The sequence below is a fragment of the Beggiatoa leptomitoformis genome (assembly GCF_001305575.3).
Taxonomy (GTDB): Bacteria; Pseudomonadota; Gammaproteobacteria; order Beggiatoales; family Beggiatoaceae; genus Beggiatoa; species Beggiatoa leptomitoformis.
Map to the genome: position 1 here is coordinate 1346315 of NZ_CP012373.2, position 17944 is coordinate 1364258.

13 protein-coding genes are annotated in these 17944 nt (G+C 41.4%); 10 read left to right on the forward strand and 3 right to left on the reverse strand.

Translation table 11 applies throughout. From position 1 onward, the window contains the following. Positions 1-52 precede the first annotated feature (52 nt). The gene (locus tag AL038_RS05570) at positions 53-1009 is read left to right on the forward strand and encodes a Nudix family hydrolase (RefSeq protein ID WP_062150194.1); all 957 of its coding nucleotides are present in this window, start codon (positions 53-55) and stop codon (positions 1007-1009) included. 48 nt (positions 1010-1057) lie between these two features. After that, a complete protein-coding gene (locus tag AL038_RS05575) occupies positions 1058-2776 on the forward strand; it encodes a GspE/PulE family protein (RefSeq protein WP_062150197.1) in 1719 nt (572 codons plus the stop codon). A gap of 179 nt (positions 2777-2955) precedes the next feature. Here the strand turns inward: AL038_RS05575 and coaBC are convergent, their stop codons facing one another. Further along, the gene (gene coaBC / locus AL038_RS05580) at positions 2956-4173 is read right to left on the reverse strand and encodes a bifunctional phosphopantothenoylcysteine decarboxylase/phosphopantothenate--cysteine ligase CoaBC (RefSeq protein ID WP_062150200.1); all 1218 of its coding nucleotides are present in this window, start codon (positions 4171-4173) and stop codon (positions 2956-2958) included. A 197-nt stretch (positions 4174-4370) separates the two neighbouring features. Between coaBC and AL038_RS05585 the strand changes: the two genes are divergently transcribed. From AL038_RS05585 to AL038_RS05600, 4 genes are read left to right on the forward strand one after another with little or no spacing between them, the layout of a single operon-like run. Further along, complete coding sequence (locus tag AL038_RS05585) at positions 4371-4943, forward strand: DNA-3-methyladenine glycosylase I (RefSeq protein ID WP_062150212.1); 573 nt, start codon at positions 4371-4373, stop codon at positions 4941-4943. A 4-nt stretch (positions 4944-4947) separates the two neighbouring features. Then, complete coding sequence (gene xth / locus AL038_RS05590; RefSeq protein WP_062150215.1) at positions 4948-5721, forward strand: exodeoxyribonuclease III; 774 nt, start codon at positions 4948-4950, stop codon at positions 5719-5721. A gap of 40 nt (positions 5722-5761) precedes the next feature. Beyond that, positions 5762-6025, forward strand: a complete 264-nt coding sequence (ftsL, locus tag AL038_RS05595) for a cell division protein FtsL (RefSeq protein WP_062150218.1) — start codon at positions 5762-5764, stop codon at positions 6023-6025. A gap of 7 nt (positions 6026-6032) precedes the next feature. Continuing rightward, a complete protein-coding gene (locus AL038_RS05600) occupies positions 6033-7868 on the forward strand; it encodes a peptidoglycan D,D-transpeptidase FtsI family protein (protein WP_236839470.1) in 1836 nt (611 codons plus the stop codon). Between the two features lie 691 nt (positions 7869-8559). On the opposite strand, the gene hrpB is transcribed toward AL038_RS05600, so the two are convergent. After that, positions 8560-11067: an ATP-dependent helicase HrpB gene (gene hrpB, locus AL038_RS05605; protein ID WP_062150224.1), complete on the reverse strand. Its 2508-nt coding sequence runs from the start codon at positions 11065-11067 to the stop codon at positions 8560-8562. A gap of 155 nt (positions 11068-11222) precedes the next feature. After that, entirely contained in the window at positions 11223-12656 is a 1434-nt protein-coding gene (locus AL038_RS05610; RefSeq protein WP_066246099.1) for a GAF domain-containing protein, read from the reverse strand. A 91-nt stretch (positions 12657-12747) separates the two neighbouring features. On the opposite strand from AL038_RS05610, the gene nikR reads away from it, so the two are divergent. The 4 genes from nikR (at position 12748) to AL038_RS05630 (ending at position 17839) form a co-directional block, all read left to right on the forward strand. Further along, entirely contained in the window at positions 12748-13164 is a 417-nt protein-coding gene (gene nikR / locus AL038_RS05615; RefSeq protein ID WP_062150230.1) for a nickel-responsive transcriptional regulator NikR, read from the forward strand. 126 nt (positions 13165-13290) lie between these two features. Next, positions 13291-14448, forward strand: a complete 1158-nt coding sequence (locus tag AL038_RS05620) for a radical SAM protein (RefSeq protein ID WP_062150233.1) — start codon at positions 13291-13293, stop codon at positions 14446-14448. Between the two features lie 383 nt (positions 14449-14831). After that, positions 14832-17318, forward strand: a complete 2487-nt coding sequence (locus tag AL038_RS05625; protein WP_062150237.1) for a response regulator — start codon at positions 14832-14834, stop codon at positions 17316-17318. A 35-nt stretch (positions 17319-17353) separates the two neighbouring features. Then, positions 17354-17839, forward strand: a complete 486-nt coding sequence (locus AL038_RS05630) for an asparaginase domain-containing protein (protein ID WP_062150239.1) — start codon at positions 17354-17356, stop codon at positions 17837-17839. Positions 17840-17944: the final 105 nt, after the last annotated feature.

Below are 17944 nucleotides of genomic sequence, written 5' to 3' on the forward strand. Positions count from 1 at the left end.
TTTAATAATGGCGTATGTATCATGAAATGATTTTAAGTGGAGTAGTCTAAGAATGACGAATTTAGCACCGTTACATGTGGTTGCGGGGGTGGTGCGTAATGCACAAGGCGATATTTTATTAGCCCGCCGTCATCCAACAAAAGAACATGGCGATTTGTGGGAATTTCCGGGGGGGAAACGTGAAGTTGGTGAACAGCCCGAAGAAACTTTAGTTCGTGAATTTAAAGAAGAAGTAGATATAACGATTCAACGCGCTCATCCATTAATCCGTATTCGGCATACTTATACGCACCGCGAAGTTTTGCTTGATGTTTGGTCAGTAGAACAATTTAGCGGAAAAGCGTGGGGACGTGAGGGGCAACCTATCGAATGGTGCGCGCCGCATTTGTTGCGAACGAAAACATTTCCCGCTGCTAATTATCCCGTTATTACCGCAGCATTATTGCCCGCTGTTTATCTGATTACGGCTGAACCTTTAAAACGGAATGATCCTAAATTTTTTTATCAATTAGAACGTAATTTGGAGCAAGGTATTCAATTATTACAATTTCGTTCTTCTTTTTTAGATGCGCATGAATATTGTTATTGTGCAGAAAAAATTCTTACGATTTGTGAGCCTTATAAAGTCCAAGTTTTAGCTTATACAACACCAGCGATTGCGCTATCGGTTGGTGTGCATGGTGTGCATTTACAACAAGCTGATTTATTACAACTGGTTGAACGTCCTTTAAAAAAAGACTTATGGGTTGCCGCTTCTTGTCATACACCGGATGATATTAAACAAGCTCAAACAATAGATTTAGATTTTGTTACCTTAAGCCCTATCCGTGCAACAAGTAATGCATTAGGTTGGCTCACTTTTTTTACCCAGACAGAACAAGCGAAAATACCTGTTTTTGCCAGTGGTGGATTGCAATATCAAGATATAGGCTTTGCGTGGGCGCATGGCGGACAGGGCATTGCAGGACAAAAAAAAATATGGGATAGCACGATGCACCCTATTAATTAATAACCAAACCATTTTATTACTTTTCAATATCACCGATTTTTTATCTTTATGTCCACTGCTCTAGTTGAAGCGATTACCACACCAACACCCGCTCGTTTAGGAGAAATGTTAGTAGCAACGGCACTTGCAACCTCTACCGACATTCAACGTGCGCTCGAATTTCAAAACCGTTTTGGGGGGCGACTTGGGGCGGTGTTAATTCGTATGGGCGCAATTTCTGAGGACGGGTTATTAATCACCCTAGCCCAACAATTGAATATTGCAGTGATTCCTACCGCACAACTACCAACAGATGTTAATTTATTACTCAATGGCTTAGAAAAAACAGGGTTAGAAAAAGAATGGTGTTTAGATCAGGAATTAGTTATCTGGACGCAAGTCGAATCGGAAAAAATTTATTGTATTGCGCGTGACCCTTTAGACGATACCTTGCACGAAGTTCTGGATAATCGTTTTACTTCACAGATAGTATGGTATTTAGCCCGTAACCAAGATTTAGATAGATTATTGGATATGTTGGCAAAAGCGCGCCTAAATGCAGACGATGTGAATACAGACGATGTTCATTTATTGCGTGAGCTTGCCGAAGGTGCGCCCGTTGTTGAATTTGTTAGCAATATGTTTTCTCAGGCGATAGACCGCCGCGCCTCTGATGTACACGTAGAACCAGAAGAACACACTTTTTTTGTTCGTTATCGCGTAGATGGGGTGTTATATGAGCATCTCAATTTACCTAAAGAGCGTTTTAACGCCATTGCTTCACGCATTAAATTGATTTCAGGCTTAGATATTGCGGAACGGCGTTTACCACAAGATGGGCGACTTAACACGCGCGTCAGTGGACAAGAGTTAGATATTCGTGTGTCTTGTTTGCCGGGAGTACATGGTGAATCAATAGTCATGCGCTTATTGCCTAAAGAACGTCAAACCAGTCGACTAGACCGCTTAGGTTTTGCAACTGACCACCTACAACTTTTTAAACAATGGATTGGTGAACCGCACGGTATTATTTTGGTAACAGGTCCAACAGGCTCAGGAAAATCAACAACGTTATATGCTGCGTTAGATGAAGTTAATGACCGTTCACAAAAAATTATCACCGTTGAAGACCCTGTAGAATATCAATTAAAAGGGGTGACACAAGTTCAAGCCCATAGCGATATAGGCTACACCTTTGCGAGCGCATTACGCGCCATTCTGCGTCAAGACCCTGATATTATTATGATAGGTGAAATCCGCGACCGTGAAACAGCAGAAATTGCCATTCAAGCCTCCCTCACAGGACACATGGTACTTTCTACACTCCACACAAATGATGCGGTTAGCGCGTTTACCCGTTTAGTTGATATGGGTGTTGAACCTTTTTTAGTGGCTACCTCATTACGTGCCGTACAAGCACAACGGCTTGTTCGTCGTTTATGTAGCCACTGTGCCAAACCAACTAAGCCCTTAATGGCTGTTCTTGAACGGTTAAATGAGATTATACCCCCTTATTTAGCCACGCAATCCGCTAATTGGTTAGAAGCCGTTGGTTGCACCCATTGCCAAGGCACAGGCTATCAAGGACGTGTTGGGATTTATGAACTGGTTTACATCACGCCAGAATTACAAACCTTAGTTTTAAACCGCGCGCCCGTCAGTGAATTACGTCGTTTAGCCTCGCGCCAAGGTTTCCGCAATTTACGCGAAGATGGCTGGTTAAAAGCCTATCAAGGCATGACCAGTATTGAAGAAGTCTTACGTGTTACTGAAGAAGGAATGGTTTAATCATTAAAAACGGTTCAAATCAGGCTGTTCAGAATGGTCAGCATTCAAAAAACTAATTGACTTACTTTTAAACGCAAAACTCTGAAGTAATACAAATGGATAGTATCGCGTCAAACGATAATATCCATTAAATAAAAACGTGCTACATTTTGCTTTGGACAAATGGTCTATTTTTTTAACTAGGCTTTATCGGGATTTTTTTCTAACAAAAACCGTTTAATAACCAACTCTAATAAATCTATAGCTAAATCTTGTTTTAATCCATACCCTAAATCTTGCTCTCCACCATCCCATAGCACTAATAAAGTGTTTTCATCACTATCAAACCCCTGATTTTTCCCCACAGGGTTTGCTGCAATCATATTTAATTTTTTCCGATGCAGTTTTTCCCACGCATAATTAGCAACATCATGTGTTTCCGCTGCAAAACCAACGGTAAACGGGCGTTGTGGTAATTTGGCTATTTCGCCGAGAATATCCGTTGTTCTTTCCAATGGCAGGCTTAATTCACTTTGCACCGTTTTCTTCATTTTTTGCGTTGCAACTTGCGCAGGACGATAATCGGCAACCGCTGCCGTTGAAATGAAAATATCAACGTTTTCTATATTAAACATCACGGCTTCATACATATCTTGCGCACTATAAACAGGCATCAGTTGCGCACCTATTGGCGGCGGTAACACACTATTACCACTAATTAAAATAACCTCCCCCCCTTCGGCTAAAACCGCATTTGCCAGTGCGTAACCCATTTTTCCCGAACTCCGATTGCTGATAAAACGGACAGGGTCTATATCTTCACGGGTTGCACCTGCGGTAATGAGAACTTTATAGCCTTTTAAACGGTGAGGACTGAGAAAAGTCTGTAGTTGCGCCACTATTGCTAAGGGTTCGGGCATACGTCCCATACCGACTTCCCCGCAAGCTTGCGCACCCTCAGCGGGTTTTAAAAGGGTAATGCCACGCTGTATCAGACGTTGACAATTTTCTTGTGTAATGCTGGCATTCCACATTTGTTGATTCATTGTGGGTGCGACAATAATCGGTGCCGTACTGGCTAAACAAAGCGTTGTTAATAAATCATTTGCCATACCAACGGTTAGGCGCGCTAAAAAATCGGCTGTTGCGGGTGCAATGAGGATAACATCCGCCCAACGGGCTAATTCTATATGTCCCATGGCTGATTCTGCTTCAGAATCTAGTAGATGTGTATGAACACGTTGCCCTGATACCGCTTGAAAGGTCAGCGGTGTCACAAAGGCTTGTGCAGCATCCGTCATTACCACTTTTACCACCGCGCCTTGTTCCCGTAAACGTCGCACAAGGTCTGGACATTTATAAACAGCAATCCCACCCGTTACACCCAGTAAAACATGTTTATTTTGTAAAAAATTCATTGTGTGGTCACTTTGTGGTAGAGGTTATTAATGCGAATTAAATGAATAAAATGTTTTTGTAATTTAAAGATTCCGTTAAATCTGTATCATTAGCAACGTTAAAAGATTATCTATTTACCCTATTGATAACAACGTATCTCATAACGAAGTTGCTTATAATAAAAACGAACAGTAAACAACATTATTCAGGATTTATCATGCAAATACGCTGTGCGTGGGCAGAAGCGACCCCGCTAGAAATGCTTTATCATGACCAAGAATGGGGTTGTCCTATACATGATGACCTTGTTTTATTTGAGTTTCTGCTATTAGAAGGGATGCAAGCAGGCTTGAGTTGGCGAACAGTATTGCAAAAACGAGAAAACTACCGTTTGGCATTAGCACAATTTGACCCTGTTAAATTAGCCGTGTTGGATGAAACACAACAAGCACTATTATTAAGCAATACAGGCTTAATCCGCAATCGTGCTAAAATTGCAGCAATTCCTCTTAATGCACGCGCTTTTTTACAAATTCAGGCGGAATATGGACAATTCGCAGATTATCTGTGGGGTTTTGTAAATGGACAAACCATTCAAAATAATTGGCAACAGATGGCAGATATTCCCGCACAAACGGCTTTATCTGATAAAATTAGTAAGGATTTGAAAAAAAGAGGTTTTAAATTCGTTGGTTCAACCATTTGCTATGCGTATATGCAAGCAGTGGGGTTGGTGAATGACCATTTAGTAACCTGTTTTCGTCATGCTGAAGTACTGTCAATGAGATAAGTTAATGTTTACGATTGCAACATGGAATGTGAATTCGTTACGGGTACGTTTGCCGCAGCTATTGGATTGGCTCGCCCGCGTGCAACCTGATATTGTTGCGCTGCAAGAGACCAAAACCGTCGATGCAACCTTTCCACTGACTGAGATACAACAAGCAGGTTATCACGCTATTTTTGCAGGGCAAAAAACATACAATGGTGTCGCGCTACTCAGTCGCATGACAGGCACAGAAATTGTTACCGAATTGCCCAATTATCCCGACTCGCAACGGCGGGTGCTTGCCGTGACTTATCCCAACGGGTTACGGGTATTAAATCTATATGTTCCCAACGGTTCAAGTGTCGATTCAGACAAATATCACTACAAACTAGCTTGGTTAAATGCGTTGCAAGCATACGTTGCAGACAGTTTGCAACGTTATTCATCTTTTTGTGTTTTAGGCGATTTTAATATTGCCCCAACAGATGCAGACGTTCACGACCCGCAGGCATGGGAAGGTGGTGTATTAGTCAGTCCCGCAGAACGTCTGGCATTACAAAACCTTATGGCACTAGGTTTGCAGGATACGTTTCGTCTTTTTGAACAAAGTCCTGAGAGCTTTAGCTGGTGGGATTATCGCGCGGCTGGCTTTAGACGTAATCACGGGGTACGTATAGACTTGATTTTGGCAAATGCCGCACTCGCACAATGCTGTCAGGCGTGCCACATAGACAAAGAACCGCGCAGATTAGAAAGACCTTCCGACCACACGCCCGTTGTCGCCACCTTTGCACTATAACATTGCATTATTGGTAGTCCTTGTATTTATGTCCTCCTTCATGACTAAAGTCTTGCTAACTGCGCTGATTGCTTGGTTATTCATCTCCTCCGTTCAATTGATTGTCATGCGTTATCAAACCCGTATGCTGTTTGCTGAATTACAGCGATTGGAAAAACAACGCGATGAACTTGATGTTCATTGGGGACGGTTACAAATTGAACAAACCACTTATGAACAACATGAGCGGATAGAATCCCTTGCACGCGAAAAGTTACGGATGTTCGCACCCACCGTTAAAGATACTATTCTTGTAACACCTTAATATAAAGATGAAGATAAAACACACCACGTTTATCTTCACCTCACCCATGCTGTTAAACACGACCATGTTACTGCTGACCAAATCTACTCGCCGTCATCCACGACGCACGTCTAACCGATTCTCTCCACGTGCTGCCGTGCGTTTTGCCCGTCGTAAAGCCAAAATTGAAGTTTTTTGGGTACGCCGTCAATGGATGCTCTCACTCTTTTCTATATTGGCAGGGGTTCTCGTTTGTCGTGCTATCTATCTACAAGTAATGGATAGCGAATTTTTACAAGACCAAGGCGATGCACGCCATATTCGTACCGTAACAATGACCGCACATCGCGGAATGCTGATGGATAGAAATGGCGAGCCATTGGCGATTAGTAGTCCTGTTGATTCTGTATGGGTAAATCCGAGTCAATTTAAAACGGAACAAGCCAATTGGGATAAATTAGCCACCACGCTCAATATTAACCGTAAAGAAATAGATGATATTCTGACTACCCGCATGAGTCGTGGCTTTGTCTATCTTAAACGCCATATTTCACCTGAAATGACGCAACAAGTTAAGAGCCTAGATTTATCAGGTGTTTATTTACAAAGAGAATATCGCCGTTTCTATCCGTCAGGCGAGGTAACAGCTCATTTACTCGGATTTACGAATGTTGATGACAGTGGACAAGAAGGGATGGAACTTGCGTTTAATAACATTCTGCGCGGGGTTGCGGGTGCAAAACAAGTTATGCAAGATAATCGCGGACAAATTATTGCAGACGTAGAAAACATAAGCCTACCGCAACACGGAAAAGATATTCGTCTGAGTATCGACCGCCGCTTACAATACCTTGCTTATCGTGAGCTTAGAAACGCTGTTCGTCGTCACAATGCCGTTGCGGGTGCTGCGGTTATTTTAGACGTGCGCACAGGTGAAGTGTTAGCCATGGTCAATCAACCAACCTATAATCCTAATGACCGCAGTGGGTTAAAAGCAGATGACTATCGCAATCGTGCTGTTGTTGACCTATTTGAACCGGGTTCAACGATGAAACCCTTCACCATTGCTGCCGCATTACAAAGTGGTAAATTCACCCCTGACACGCTGATAAATACCTCTCCCGGTAGTATGCGCTTTGGTAAATATCTTATTCATGATACGCATAATTACGGCACATTGAGCCTTGCTAAAATTATTCAAAAATCCAGTAATGTCGGCGCGAGTAAAATAGCACTCTCTATTCCCGCAGAACAGCATTGGAGACTATTAGACCAGTTGGGATTTGGTGGCATGAGTGCCAGCGGTTTTCCCGGTGAAATCGCGGGGCGTTTGTCTAACTACAAAACGTGGAAACCCATTCAACAAGCCAGTATTTCATACGGTTATAGTATTAATACAACCCTCTTACAACTTGCCCGCGCTTATACCGTTTTAGGTAATGGTGGCATACTGCCTGCAATTTCATTCACCCCTGTTGATACGGCACAAACAACTCAGCCGATTAATACCTTGACACGGGTTATTAGCCCTAAAACTGCTCGTGAAATCTTAGATATGCTAGAACTGGTTGTAAAACCGGGGGGAACAGGTACGCTTGCCAAAGTACCCGGTTACCGTGTGGGTGGTAAAACAGGAACAGCTTTAAAATCAACAGGAAAAGGCTATTCCGCAGGTAATTATTACGCCTTATTTGTTGGCATCGCCCCGATTAGTACACCGCGTTTAGTGATGGCCATCTTGATAGAAGAACCACGCACAGGGGGATATTATGGTGGACAAGTCGCTGCCCCTGTTTTCAGTAAAGTTATGACAGGCGCGTTGCGTTTATTAAATATTCCACCTGACGATGTAGAGAGTTTATAAGCAAAATCTGGCTTATTTTGAGGATATTAAGGTTATAAAGTATTTTTAAAAATAAGGTAATTATATTTTAATTTATAGCTATTTTACTTGAAATAGCATTTATTAGTCTTATAGTTATAACATGGAAATATTTATCTCAGCAAGGAAAGTAGCTGTACATTGTTTAGCAAGCAGTAGATTTATTACGTTGAAGTTAAACAATGTTATTCCGTAATAATGCTGATATAAACCGAATAATGGATGGTATTTATGATATCTTTCACTAAATGTAGCAGTTTTTTACTTATCCTATTGTTGAATAGTTTAGCATTCAATGTGATGGCGGTTGATTCCTCACAATTTGATGGTTACGCGCATAATCGGTATGTGGATGATGGCCGTGATGATTCATCACATCGTCATTATCACAAGGATAATAAGAAAAAACATCATTATAACCCAAAGCGATACGAGTATCCCAATCGCTCACACGAGTATAAAAAGGATAAACGTTGGTACAATCCTCATCGTCCTCAGGTAGAAAGACCTGATTACAGAAGAGATGATGCTCCTCGGTATAATCCATACGTTGAAAGACGTAAACATGATGATCATTAAAGAAAGGTGTATCCGTTAGGATTTACTTAATATTTATCAAAGACCTTTTAGATTTCAACCGTCTAAAAGGTTTTTGTACGTCATCACCCATTATTTATTCCCCTCTCGGTTTTACCCGTCGTGTCGCTACCGCTTGATAAGGGTCATCAGGCCAATAATGTTTCGGATAACGTCCTTTTAATTCTTTTTTCACGTCTGCGTAGGTTCTCTCCCAAAAACTACTTAAATCTTGTGTAACTTGTATCGGTTGGCGTGCAGGCGATAGCAAGTGCAGCATGATTTTTATTCGCCCTTGAGCAATGGTTGGTGTGGTATGCAGTCCGAAAAGCTCTTGTAAACGCACCGCTAAAATGGGGGGCTGTCCATCAGGAAAATATTGCAGGCGAATGTGTGAACCACTGGGAACGAGTAGGTGAGTTGGTGCATGTTTATCAATGTGTTGTTGCATTGTCCATGTTAAACAGGCGTGTAAAATTTCGGTTAAATTCAATTTTTGTAAATGACTTAAACGACTCATCCCTGTTAAATAAGCGGCTAACCACGTATCTAACTGAGCAAGCAAATAGTCATCGCTGATGTCAGGTAATCCTAACTCAGGCATCCATGTACGCAAAGCGAGAATACGCGCTTGCCATTCACGCAGTGCCTCTGTAAATGGTAATGCACTGATACCTGTTTGTTGAATACCTTGAATTAAAATGGGAATACGTGCATGGTCCGTTAGATTGGTTAAAGGCGTGCGAGTAAAAATTAATTCACCTAAACGCTGTTCCCGTTGGGCAACGACACACGCTTGGGTATAGTCCCAGTTTATGCGTTCCTGTGTAACCACCCGCGCAGAAAGATAATGCAGTAAAGCGGTTTGGCTAACGGGTTCGGCAAGAAAAATTTTCGCTTCAGCTCCTTGCCCACCATCTAAATGAGCAACGGCTAAATAATCTGGTGCAGTCACCCCTGCGGGGAGTAATGCGCCCCGTCCATTTGCTAAGCGATAACGTTGATGGCTGTTTGCTCGTCGTTGGGCGATGCGGTCAGGATAGGCAAAAGCAAGCAAAATGCCTGCACTGTCGGCTTCTACGCTTTGTGGTGTTTCACGTAATTGCTTACGCCATTGTTGTGCAAGTTGTTCAACAAGTTGGCAAGCATTGCTGTCTATGCCTTGTGTCCGTGCGGCTTGTTTTCCTTGTTGTCTATAGGTTTGTAATGCGTGTAATCGGGCGGACAATTCGGGGTTACGACTATCGCGGAGAATATCGCGTTCTGTTAATAATGCCGCAATATCACATGCTAAATTTCCCCATCCCAATTCTTGTGCGCGACAAAGTAAATGGGCTAAACGCGGATGTGTTGACCATGTCAACATGGTTTTACCAATATGGGTTAAACGTCCTTGTGTGTCTAAGGCTTCTAAATCGGCTAATAATTCACGGGCTTGAGCAAGGGCTGCAACGGGTGGCGGGTCTAACCAACGCAAGGTATTGGCATCTTGTACGCCCCATTGTGCCAATTCTAAGGCGAGAGGAGCTAAGTCAGCCTCGAGGATTTCTGCGGGGGTTTGAGCAATGAGCCGTTCTTGTTGTTCTTTACTCCATAAACGGTAACAAGTGCCTGCTTGCAAGCGTCCTGCCCGTCCTGCCCGTTGTTCTGCGGCGGCTTTAGATACACGTTGCAATGCTAAATGACTTAAACCACTGCTTGGGTCAAATCGCGGCGCACGTCGCCAGCCGCTGTCGACAACGGTGGTAATGCCTTCAATGGTTAAACTGGTTTCTGCAATGGGAGTCGCAAGCACAATTTTTCGCTGTCCATTCGCAGCAGGGCGAATGGCTTGGTCTTGTGCCTCGCGGGATAAATCACCGTATAAAGGATAAATTTGTATCTGTGGCGGAAAAGTCGCGTTTAATAATTGTTGTGTACGTCGAATTTCCCCACCTCCCGGTAAAAATGCCAAAATGTCACCCGTTGTTTCCGTGATAAGGTTGCGTAACGCATTCGCCATGCTTTCTGCAATGGGGGCGTTATTATCGGTTGGGATATATTGCAAGCTCACAGGATAACTGCGCCCCGCACTGCTAATAATAGGCGCGTTACCCAGTAATTTGGCGACAGCTTGCCCGTCTAAAGTTGCTGACATGACTAATAGTTTTAAATCATCACGTAAGGCTTGTTGCGTTTCTAAACAAAAAGCTAATCCTGTATCGGCATGTAAACTGCGCTCGTGAAATTCGTCAAAAATAACCAACCCTACGCCTGTTAATTCGGGGTCACGTTGTAAACGACGGGTTAAAATGCCTTCAGTAACGACTTCTATTCGTGTTTGCGCAGATAACTGGCTTTCAAAACGGGTTCTATAACCAACGGTTTTTCCAACAGCTTCCCCCAATTCATCCGCCATTCGTTGCGCGGCGGCGCGTGTGGCAAGGCGACGCGGTTCTAATAAAATTATCGTTTGTTGTTGTAGCCATGTTGCGTTTAATAAAGCAAGTGGCACGCGGGTGGTTTTTCCTGCACCCGGTGGGGCTTGTAAAACGACAGCAGGATGGTGTTGCAACGCGCTTTGTAAATTGGGGAGAACGGTGTCAATTGGTAACGGTGTGAACATAGAGGGCGTAGGTACTAAGCTAAAAGGGGGGTGAATAATAAAGTAGTCAGGATAAGCCCTTTTGTTGACGTGAAACTGTCTGCATCAGAATTCTCAGGGTTATCAATGCAATTGTTTTTTATCTTGCTTAAATCTAAACGTATTGATTTAGCGTGTTAATGGTTATGCATTGCTACTTTTAAGCGTAAATTGGTTTGTATGGTGTGAAAGATGATGCCCATATTTGGCATGATTTGTTCTAAAAATTCTACTTGTAATTCATTAAACTCTACCATTGCCCCCAATGAGACAACGCCTTTTAACTGATTTTCATACATAAAAGGGACAGCAAGAAAATGTGCGGGTGTTATTTCTTGTAACTCTTTCGTAATAAATGGATTATCTATAAAAGAGTGGGTTAAAAAAATGATTTTCTGCTCTAACGCGGCTTGTCCAACCAAGCCTTGACCGAGTGGGATAAGATTATCCAATTGATGCCGTAATAAACCGCCTTCACTGGCAATTAATTTAAACTGGGGAACGGTTTGCATATCACTGAGATAGAATAATCCTGATTGCAAATCTAAATAATTTAATAAAAATTGTAAAATATGTCGGGCTAATCTCACTTCATCTTGTTCACCAACCAATAGATTATTTAACTGTGTTTGTCCCGTTTTTAACCAATCTTGTTTTATTAACATACGATTATTTTGTTGCGATTCTTGCATTAGTTGGCGATTTTTTTGTAATTGTTCATGGTTATCTTGCAATTGTTGGTTAAAGGCATCGGCTAATAAATGTAATTCACGAATGCCTTGTGGATGTAAGGTGAATTCTGTGGTTTTATCCGTATGTTTTTTTAAAGCGTGTATATAATTACTAATAGGTAAACTAACTTGTTTCCAAAATATAAACAATAAGATAAGTACGCTAAACGGAATTAAAATAGCGATACTGATGAGGATGATAATTGCTTTTTTAACTTTAGCATGAGCCAAGTTAATTTCTTGGGTAATGCGTTGATTAACAAGTAGTTGAAAGCGTTTAATCGGTTGAATAATTTGTTGTTTAAGCGTGTCATATTGACGGTCAAACAAGAGTGTTCGGGCAATATTTAATTTATCCCCTGCTTCTGCCAATCTTTCTATGTCTGTTAATGGATAATTGCTGATTTCTTCAGGAATACCGATGACGGGCATATTTAAACTGGTTAAAACTAAACGCATGGCGTGAATGTCTTTTTCTTTCAATAAATCAGAAGTTTGTTTTATTGTTGCTAATAAATCTATTTCCTCCTTTGTTGCGCGTAGCGTATTAACTATATTCAATACTTTTTCGCGCGTTTGAATAAAATAGACTTCTTCTGCATAACGTTGTATATGTCGTTCATCGTATGTCATCACAAATTTACGTGCTTCATCGGTCAAATATTCCATTGCGTTAATAAAGTCTATACCTAACTGTCTAATACGTGCTTGTTCTTCTAAGATATCATCTTTTTCTTGCAGGGTTTGTTGCATATAAATCACGCTACCTGTCAATAATACCGTCATCATTCCTAACAAAAGAAGCGTGCTTAAATTCAGGGTGGACAGTTTGATAGTCATTATTTTCATCCGTTAGAGTAAAAAAGCTATTTTTATAAAACACAATTTTGCTAACACATTACTAACAACCCAATTATTCTATTAAAAAAATATGTCCGACCTTGTAAGATTAAGTTTTTCCATTGAACAGCCATTAGTCGATAAATTAGAACAATTAGTAGCGCGTAGCGATTACGACAACCGTTCTGAATTTATTCGCGACATGATTCGTGCCAAAATAGTAGAACACGCATGGGAAGCGGATGAAGAAGCTATAGGCACGATTACCCTTGTTTATAATCACCATTCCCGTTTATTAAACGAGAAATTAACCGATTTGCAACATGACTACCATCAAATGATTCTCGCAACAACCCATGTGCATTTAGATGCCCATTTATGCGCTGAAATGATTATGGTACGTGGACATGCAAGCGATATTCGCCAACTAGCCAATTTATTACAACAACCCAAAGGGGTATTACACGCCACCCTGTCCATGACTTCTACAGGCAAGCAATTATTATGAATCTTTCCACTACCCTGATGGTTCACAACTACACTTATAGAACCTTACACAATAGATTGTCCACGCCAAGACTGCGTATTGACGGTTTATAATGCCTGTCTTGCCATCCATATAAGTAGCCAAATTATGTCTGTCGAACTCCGTCCTCTTGGGGTGAAATGCAATATTCAGTGTCAATATTGCTATCAAAACCCACAGCGTGATGCTGATAATATTTTACATCACTATGATATTGATAAAATGCTGGCGAGCCTTGAAAAAGAAGGCGAGCCATTTAGTTTATTTGGCGGAGAAGCCCTGCTTATTCCATTGGCAGATTTAGAAACCTTATGGGCATGGGGATTTGAACGCTACGGACAAAATAATGTGCAAACCAATGGCACATTAATCAATGATGAACATATTCGCCTTTTTAAACAATACAATGTCCATGTTGGCATTTCTATGGATGGCGGTGGCGAGCTAAACGATACCCGTTGGGCAGGTACACAGCGCAGCACCCGCGAAGCAACCGCAAAAACCCAACAAGCCATAGAAAAACTCTGTCTTGCAGACATTCCACCGGGATTAATTATTACGCTACACCAAGGCAATGCCAGTGCGGATAAACTCCCCTTATTGCATGAATGGCTGCGCCAACAAGAAAAATTAGGCATCAATGCAGTGCGCCTACATCTCTTAGAAATTGACAGCCCCATTATCGCGCAACAATACGCTCTAACCGATGCGGAAAACCTTGTGGCATTACAAAGTTTTCGAGCGTTAGAAAAAACCTTAAACACCTTACGGTTTGATATTTTTCATGACATGCGTTTAATGCTACAGGGGCAAGATGCACAAGTCACCTGCGTATGGAAAGCCTGTGACGCTTACACCACCCGCGCGGTTCGCAGTGTAGAAGGCTACGGACAACGGCGTAACTGTGGGCGCACGAATAAAGAAGGCATTGATTTCGTTAAAGCTAATATAGAGGGCTTTGAACGCTATCTCGCACTGTATCACACCCCCCAACAATACAATGGTTGTCAAAACTGCCGCTTTTTCCTCGCCTGCAAAGGACAATGTCCGGGAACAGCCGTAGAAGGCGATTGGCGTAACCGTAGCCGTGATTGTGCCGTTTGGATGGCACTGTACGAACAACTAGAAACTGAACTTTGCACAGAAGGGGTACAACCCATTTCACTACATCCTGCCCGAGAAACGCTTGAAGAACTCATTTTAACCGACTGGGTTAATGGCAATAACCTGCTAATTGGCGACGCATTAAAACAGCTAGAAAAATAAGTAGTTGGTAAGGTACGTTAGGCGCGTATTTTTGCGTCATAACGTATTGCGCTTAAGTGAGCAAGCCTGTTTATTCCTCATTCAGTTCTCCCCTGTTAGTCGTGAGCAAGTACAAAAAATAATCCCCCTAAACGATACTAAAAATTCTCATTTAGACACGATTTGCATTTATTTTTTTTATAGGATGTTCCCTCACTAAATTTTACTTGACACACCATAATCTTAATGCTACAAATTTTATTTAAATCAATCTATTGTGCTTATAGCCATTATCCCATATTTCCAATTCATCTATTTCTGTGTAACCTTCTTTAACAGAGACTAATCACAGTAACAATGCCTGTTACGCACAATAAACGCGAAAAAACGTTAGGCTAAACAATATGATGAATATTTTAATCGTCGATGATAATAAAAATAACTTGTTTACGCTACGGACACTCATCAGCGAACATATTAATGAAGCACTGATTATAGAAGCTGATTCTGGTCTGCTTGCCTTAGAAATTCTGACAGAACAACACATCGATTTGATTATTATGGATGTGCAAATGCCTGAAATGGACGGTTTTGAAACGGCCCGTTTAATTCGCTCGCTGAAAAAAACCCAGCATATCCCCATCGTCTTTCTAACCGCCGCTTATAAATCAGAAGACTTTCAACGCCAAGGATTTGAAGTTGGTGCCGCAGACTACCTCACCAAACCCATAGACGCGCCACAACTTATCAGCCGTATTCGCTCCTATCTACGCTTTATTGAACAAGAACACCAACATAATTACGAATTAGAAAATAGAGTGCGCGAACGCACCACAGAACTACAAGCTGCACGCGATGAATTAGAACAACGGGTTAAAGAACGCACTGCCGAGATCGAACAACTCAGTCGGCAAAATCGGCTCATTTTAGAAGCGGCGGGAGAAGGTATCTATGGTTTAGATTTAACAGGACGTACCACGTTTATTAATCCCGCTGCTGCACAAATGCTTGGCTACAGTGCAGACGAATTAAATGGCTTACATCAGCACGAAGTCATTCATTATGCGCGTGCAGATGGCTCTCCCTACCTCTTTGAAGAATCACCTATTTATACAGCCTTACAAACAGGAAACACCTATCAAGTGACTGATGATGTTTTTTGGCGCAAAAATGCCACTTTTTTTCCTGTGGAATACACGGTTACGCCCATTATTGAAGCTCAAAAAATCACTGGCGTTGTTGTACTTTTTCGGGATATTACCGAGCGTAAACAAACTGAAAAAACATTAAAAACAGCCAAAGAAACCGCAGAAAAAGCACAATTAGCCGCAGAAGCCGCAAATCTCACAAAAAGCCAATTTCTGGCTAATATGTCGCATGAACTACGCACCCCTTTAAATGCCATTATCGGCTATAGCGAAATCTTATATGAAGAGGCGGCGGATGAAGGACATACGAATTACTTAGAAGATTTAAATAAAATTCAAATGGCAGGTAAACATCTATTAGGATTAATCAATGATGTCCTAGATTTATCCAAAATAGAAGCAGGAAAAATGCAATTTACCCTAGAAGATTTAGAAATAAACACGCTGATTGCCGAAGTAGAAAGTACCGTAAAACCGCTGGTAGAAAAGAAAGACAATGTGCTAATTCTTGAGTGCGATGATGTGCTAGGAACAATGTACACAGATGCAACTAAATTACGGCAAATGCTGCTTAATTTACTCAGTAATGCAGCGAAATTCACCGAAAATGGAAAAATTCGCCTTACTGTTCACCGTTATCATCAAGCAACAACCGATTGGATTAGTTTTAAAATAGCCGATAATGGCATAGGCATAACCACAGAACAACAAACTAAATTATTTCAACCATTTACCCAAGCAGATGCGTCAACCACCCGTAAATATGGCGGTACAGGACTTGGGTTAGCGATTACTAAACAATTTGCCGAAATGTTGGGGGGAAATATCAGCATCAGTAGCGAATTTGGGCAAGGTAGTGAATTTACTGTGCAATTACCCGTTATGGCAACGGCTGAGATGCTGTTGACAACCCCAGAAACCGCGCCCGATAACGTTTTACTGACAGAGGGGGATGGTGTGGTATTAGTCATAGATGACGACAATACCAGTCGCGAAATGTTACGGCACTACCTTTGCGAATTAGGCTACGCGGTTGCAACAGCGGTTGATGGCGAAATGGGTATTAAACTGGCAAAAAAACTTCGTCCTGACACCATTATTTTGGATATTCTCATGCCTAAAGTGAACGGTTGGGACGTTATCGCTCGCTTAAAAGCCGATGTCGAACTAGCCAATATTCCCATTATTATCAGCTCTAATACGGAGGATAAACAAAAGGGTTTTGCGCTAGGTGCAACAGAGTATTTAGTAAAACCCATAGAGCGTAAACAACTTTCTGAATTGCTGGAAAAATATAGTCGTCAACATGGCAAAACCAAATCAGTAATGGTTATTGATGATGATGAATCCATGCGAGAAGGGGTGAGTATTTTATTAGAAACCGATGGCTGGCAAGTTTTTGGCGCAGAAAACGGGCGTATCGCATTAGAACATATTGATGATGTTAATCCATCCTTGATTTTACTAGATTTAAATATGCCTATTATGAATGGTTTTGAATTTGTTACCCGTTTACGAATTATAGAAAAATGGCGTACAACCCCTGTGATTGTATTAACCGCTGAAAATTTAACCGCTGAACAATTAGCGCGTTTATATGGTTATGTAGAAACTATTTATGAGAAAAATCATTTATCTGAAAACGCACTCATGCAACAGGTGCGACGATTGCTTCAAGACGTAAATAAATTGCGTGTTCCTCCAACAGAACCCCTATTACCCTTGTTATCCGCTTATAGATAACTTGATTTTTCACTGATTAAAAAGGAATTTTCTACGTGAGCATTAAATTACTCGTAGCAGGTGGTACGATAGATAAGCAATATGATGAATTAACAGGTAATGTTATTTTTGCACAAACACATATTCCCGAATTATTAACCCAAGCGCGTTGTACTGCGCCTGTTACCATAGAAACAGTGTTTCTTAAAGACAGTTTGGATATGACGCTTGAAGACCGACAAGCCTTGTATATTCAAGCAAATCTTGCACAAGAAGATAAGATTCTCATCACACACGGTACGGACACCATGGGCGAAACCGCCCGATACTTAGGTGAACGTCATTTACAAAAAACCATCGTGTTATTAGGGGCGATGATACCTTATTGTTTTAAACAGTCTGATAGTTTGTTTAATCTGGGATTCGCACTCGCTAGTGTGCAATGTTTACCGCATGGCGTTTATGTCGCAATGAATGGACAGGTTTTTACATGGGATAATGTTGTAAAAAATAAGCTAAAAGGCGTATTTGAGCGGGGATAAAATATTTTAGGTTTACAAATAGTTTTTGTAACTTTGCTAAATAATACTGACTTGGATTGTGCTGTTAGTATGTTGAGCATAAAGTAATCGCGTCTTTCAATTATC

Excerpts from the sequence above, each read along its gene's own strand:
- hrpB (WP_062150224.1), bottom strand. The coding sequence starts at position 11,067 with ATGTTCACACCGTTACCAATTGACACCGTTCTCCCCAATTTACAAAGC.
- AL038_RS05585 (WP_062150212.1), top strand. The coding sequence starts at position 4,371 with ATGCAAATACGCTGTGCGTGGGCAGAAGCGACCCCGCTAGAAATGCTT.
- AL038_RS05600 (WP_236839470.1), top strand. The coding sequence starts at position 6,033 with ATGAAGATAAAACACACCACGTTTATCTTCACCTCACCCATGCTGTTA.
- AL038_RS05625 (WP_062150237.1), top strand. The coding sequence starts at position 14,832 with ATGATGAATATTTTAATCGTCGATGATAATAAAAATAACTTGTTTACG.
- nikR (WP_062150230.1), top strand. The coding sequence starts at position 12,748 with ATGTCCGACCTTGTAAGATTAAGTTTTTCCATTGAACAGCCATTAGTC.
- xth (WP_062150215.1), top strand. The coding sequence starts at position 4,948 with ATGTTTACGATTGCAACATGGAATGTGAATTCGTTACGGGTACGTTTG.
- AL038_RS05570 (WP_062150194.1), top strand. The coding sequence starts at position 53 with ATGACGAATTTAGCACCGTTACATGTGGTTGCGGGGGTGGTGCGTAAT.
- AL038_RS05610 (WP_066246099.1), bottom strand. The coding sequence starts at position 12,656 with ATGACTATCAAACTGTCCACCCTGAATTTAAGCACGCTTCTTTTGTTA.
- coaBC (WP_062150200.1), bottom strand. The coding sequence starts at position 4,173 with ATGAATTTTTTACAAAATAAACATGTTTTACTGGGTGTAACGGGTGGG.
- AL038_RS05575 (WP_062150197.1), top strand. The coding sequence starts at position 1,058 with ATGTCCACTGCTCTAGTTGAAGCGATTACCACACCAACACCCGCTCGT.
- AL038_RS05620 (WP_062150233.1), top strand. The coding sequence starts at position 13,291 with ATGTCTGTCGAACTCCGTCCTCTTGGGGTGAAATGCAATATTCAGTGT.
- ftsL (WP_062150218.1), top strand. The coding sequence starts at position 5,762 with ATGACTAAAGTCTTGCTAACTGCGCTGATTGCTTGGTTATTCATCTCC.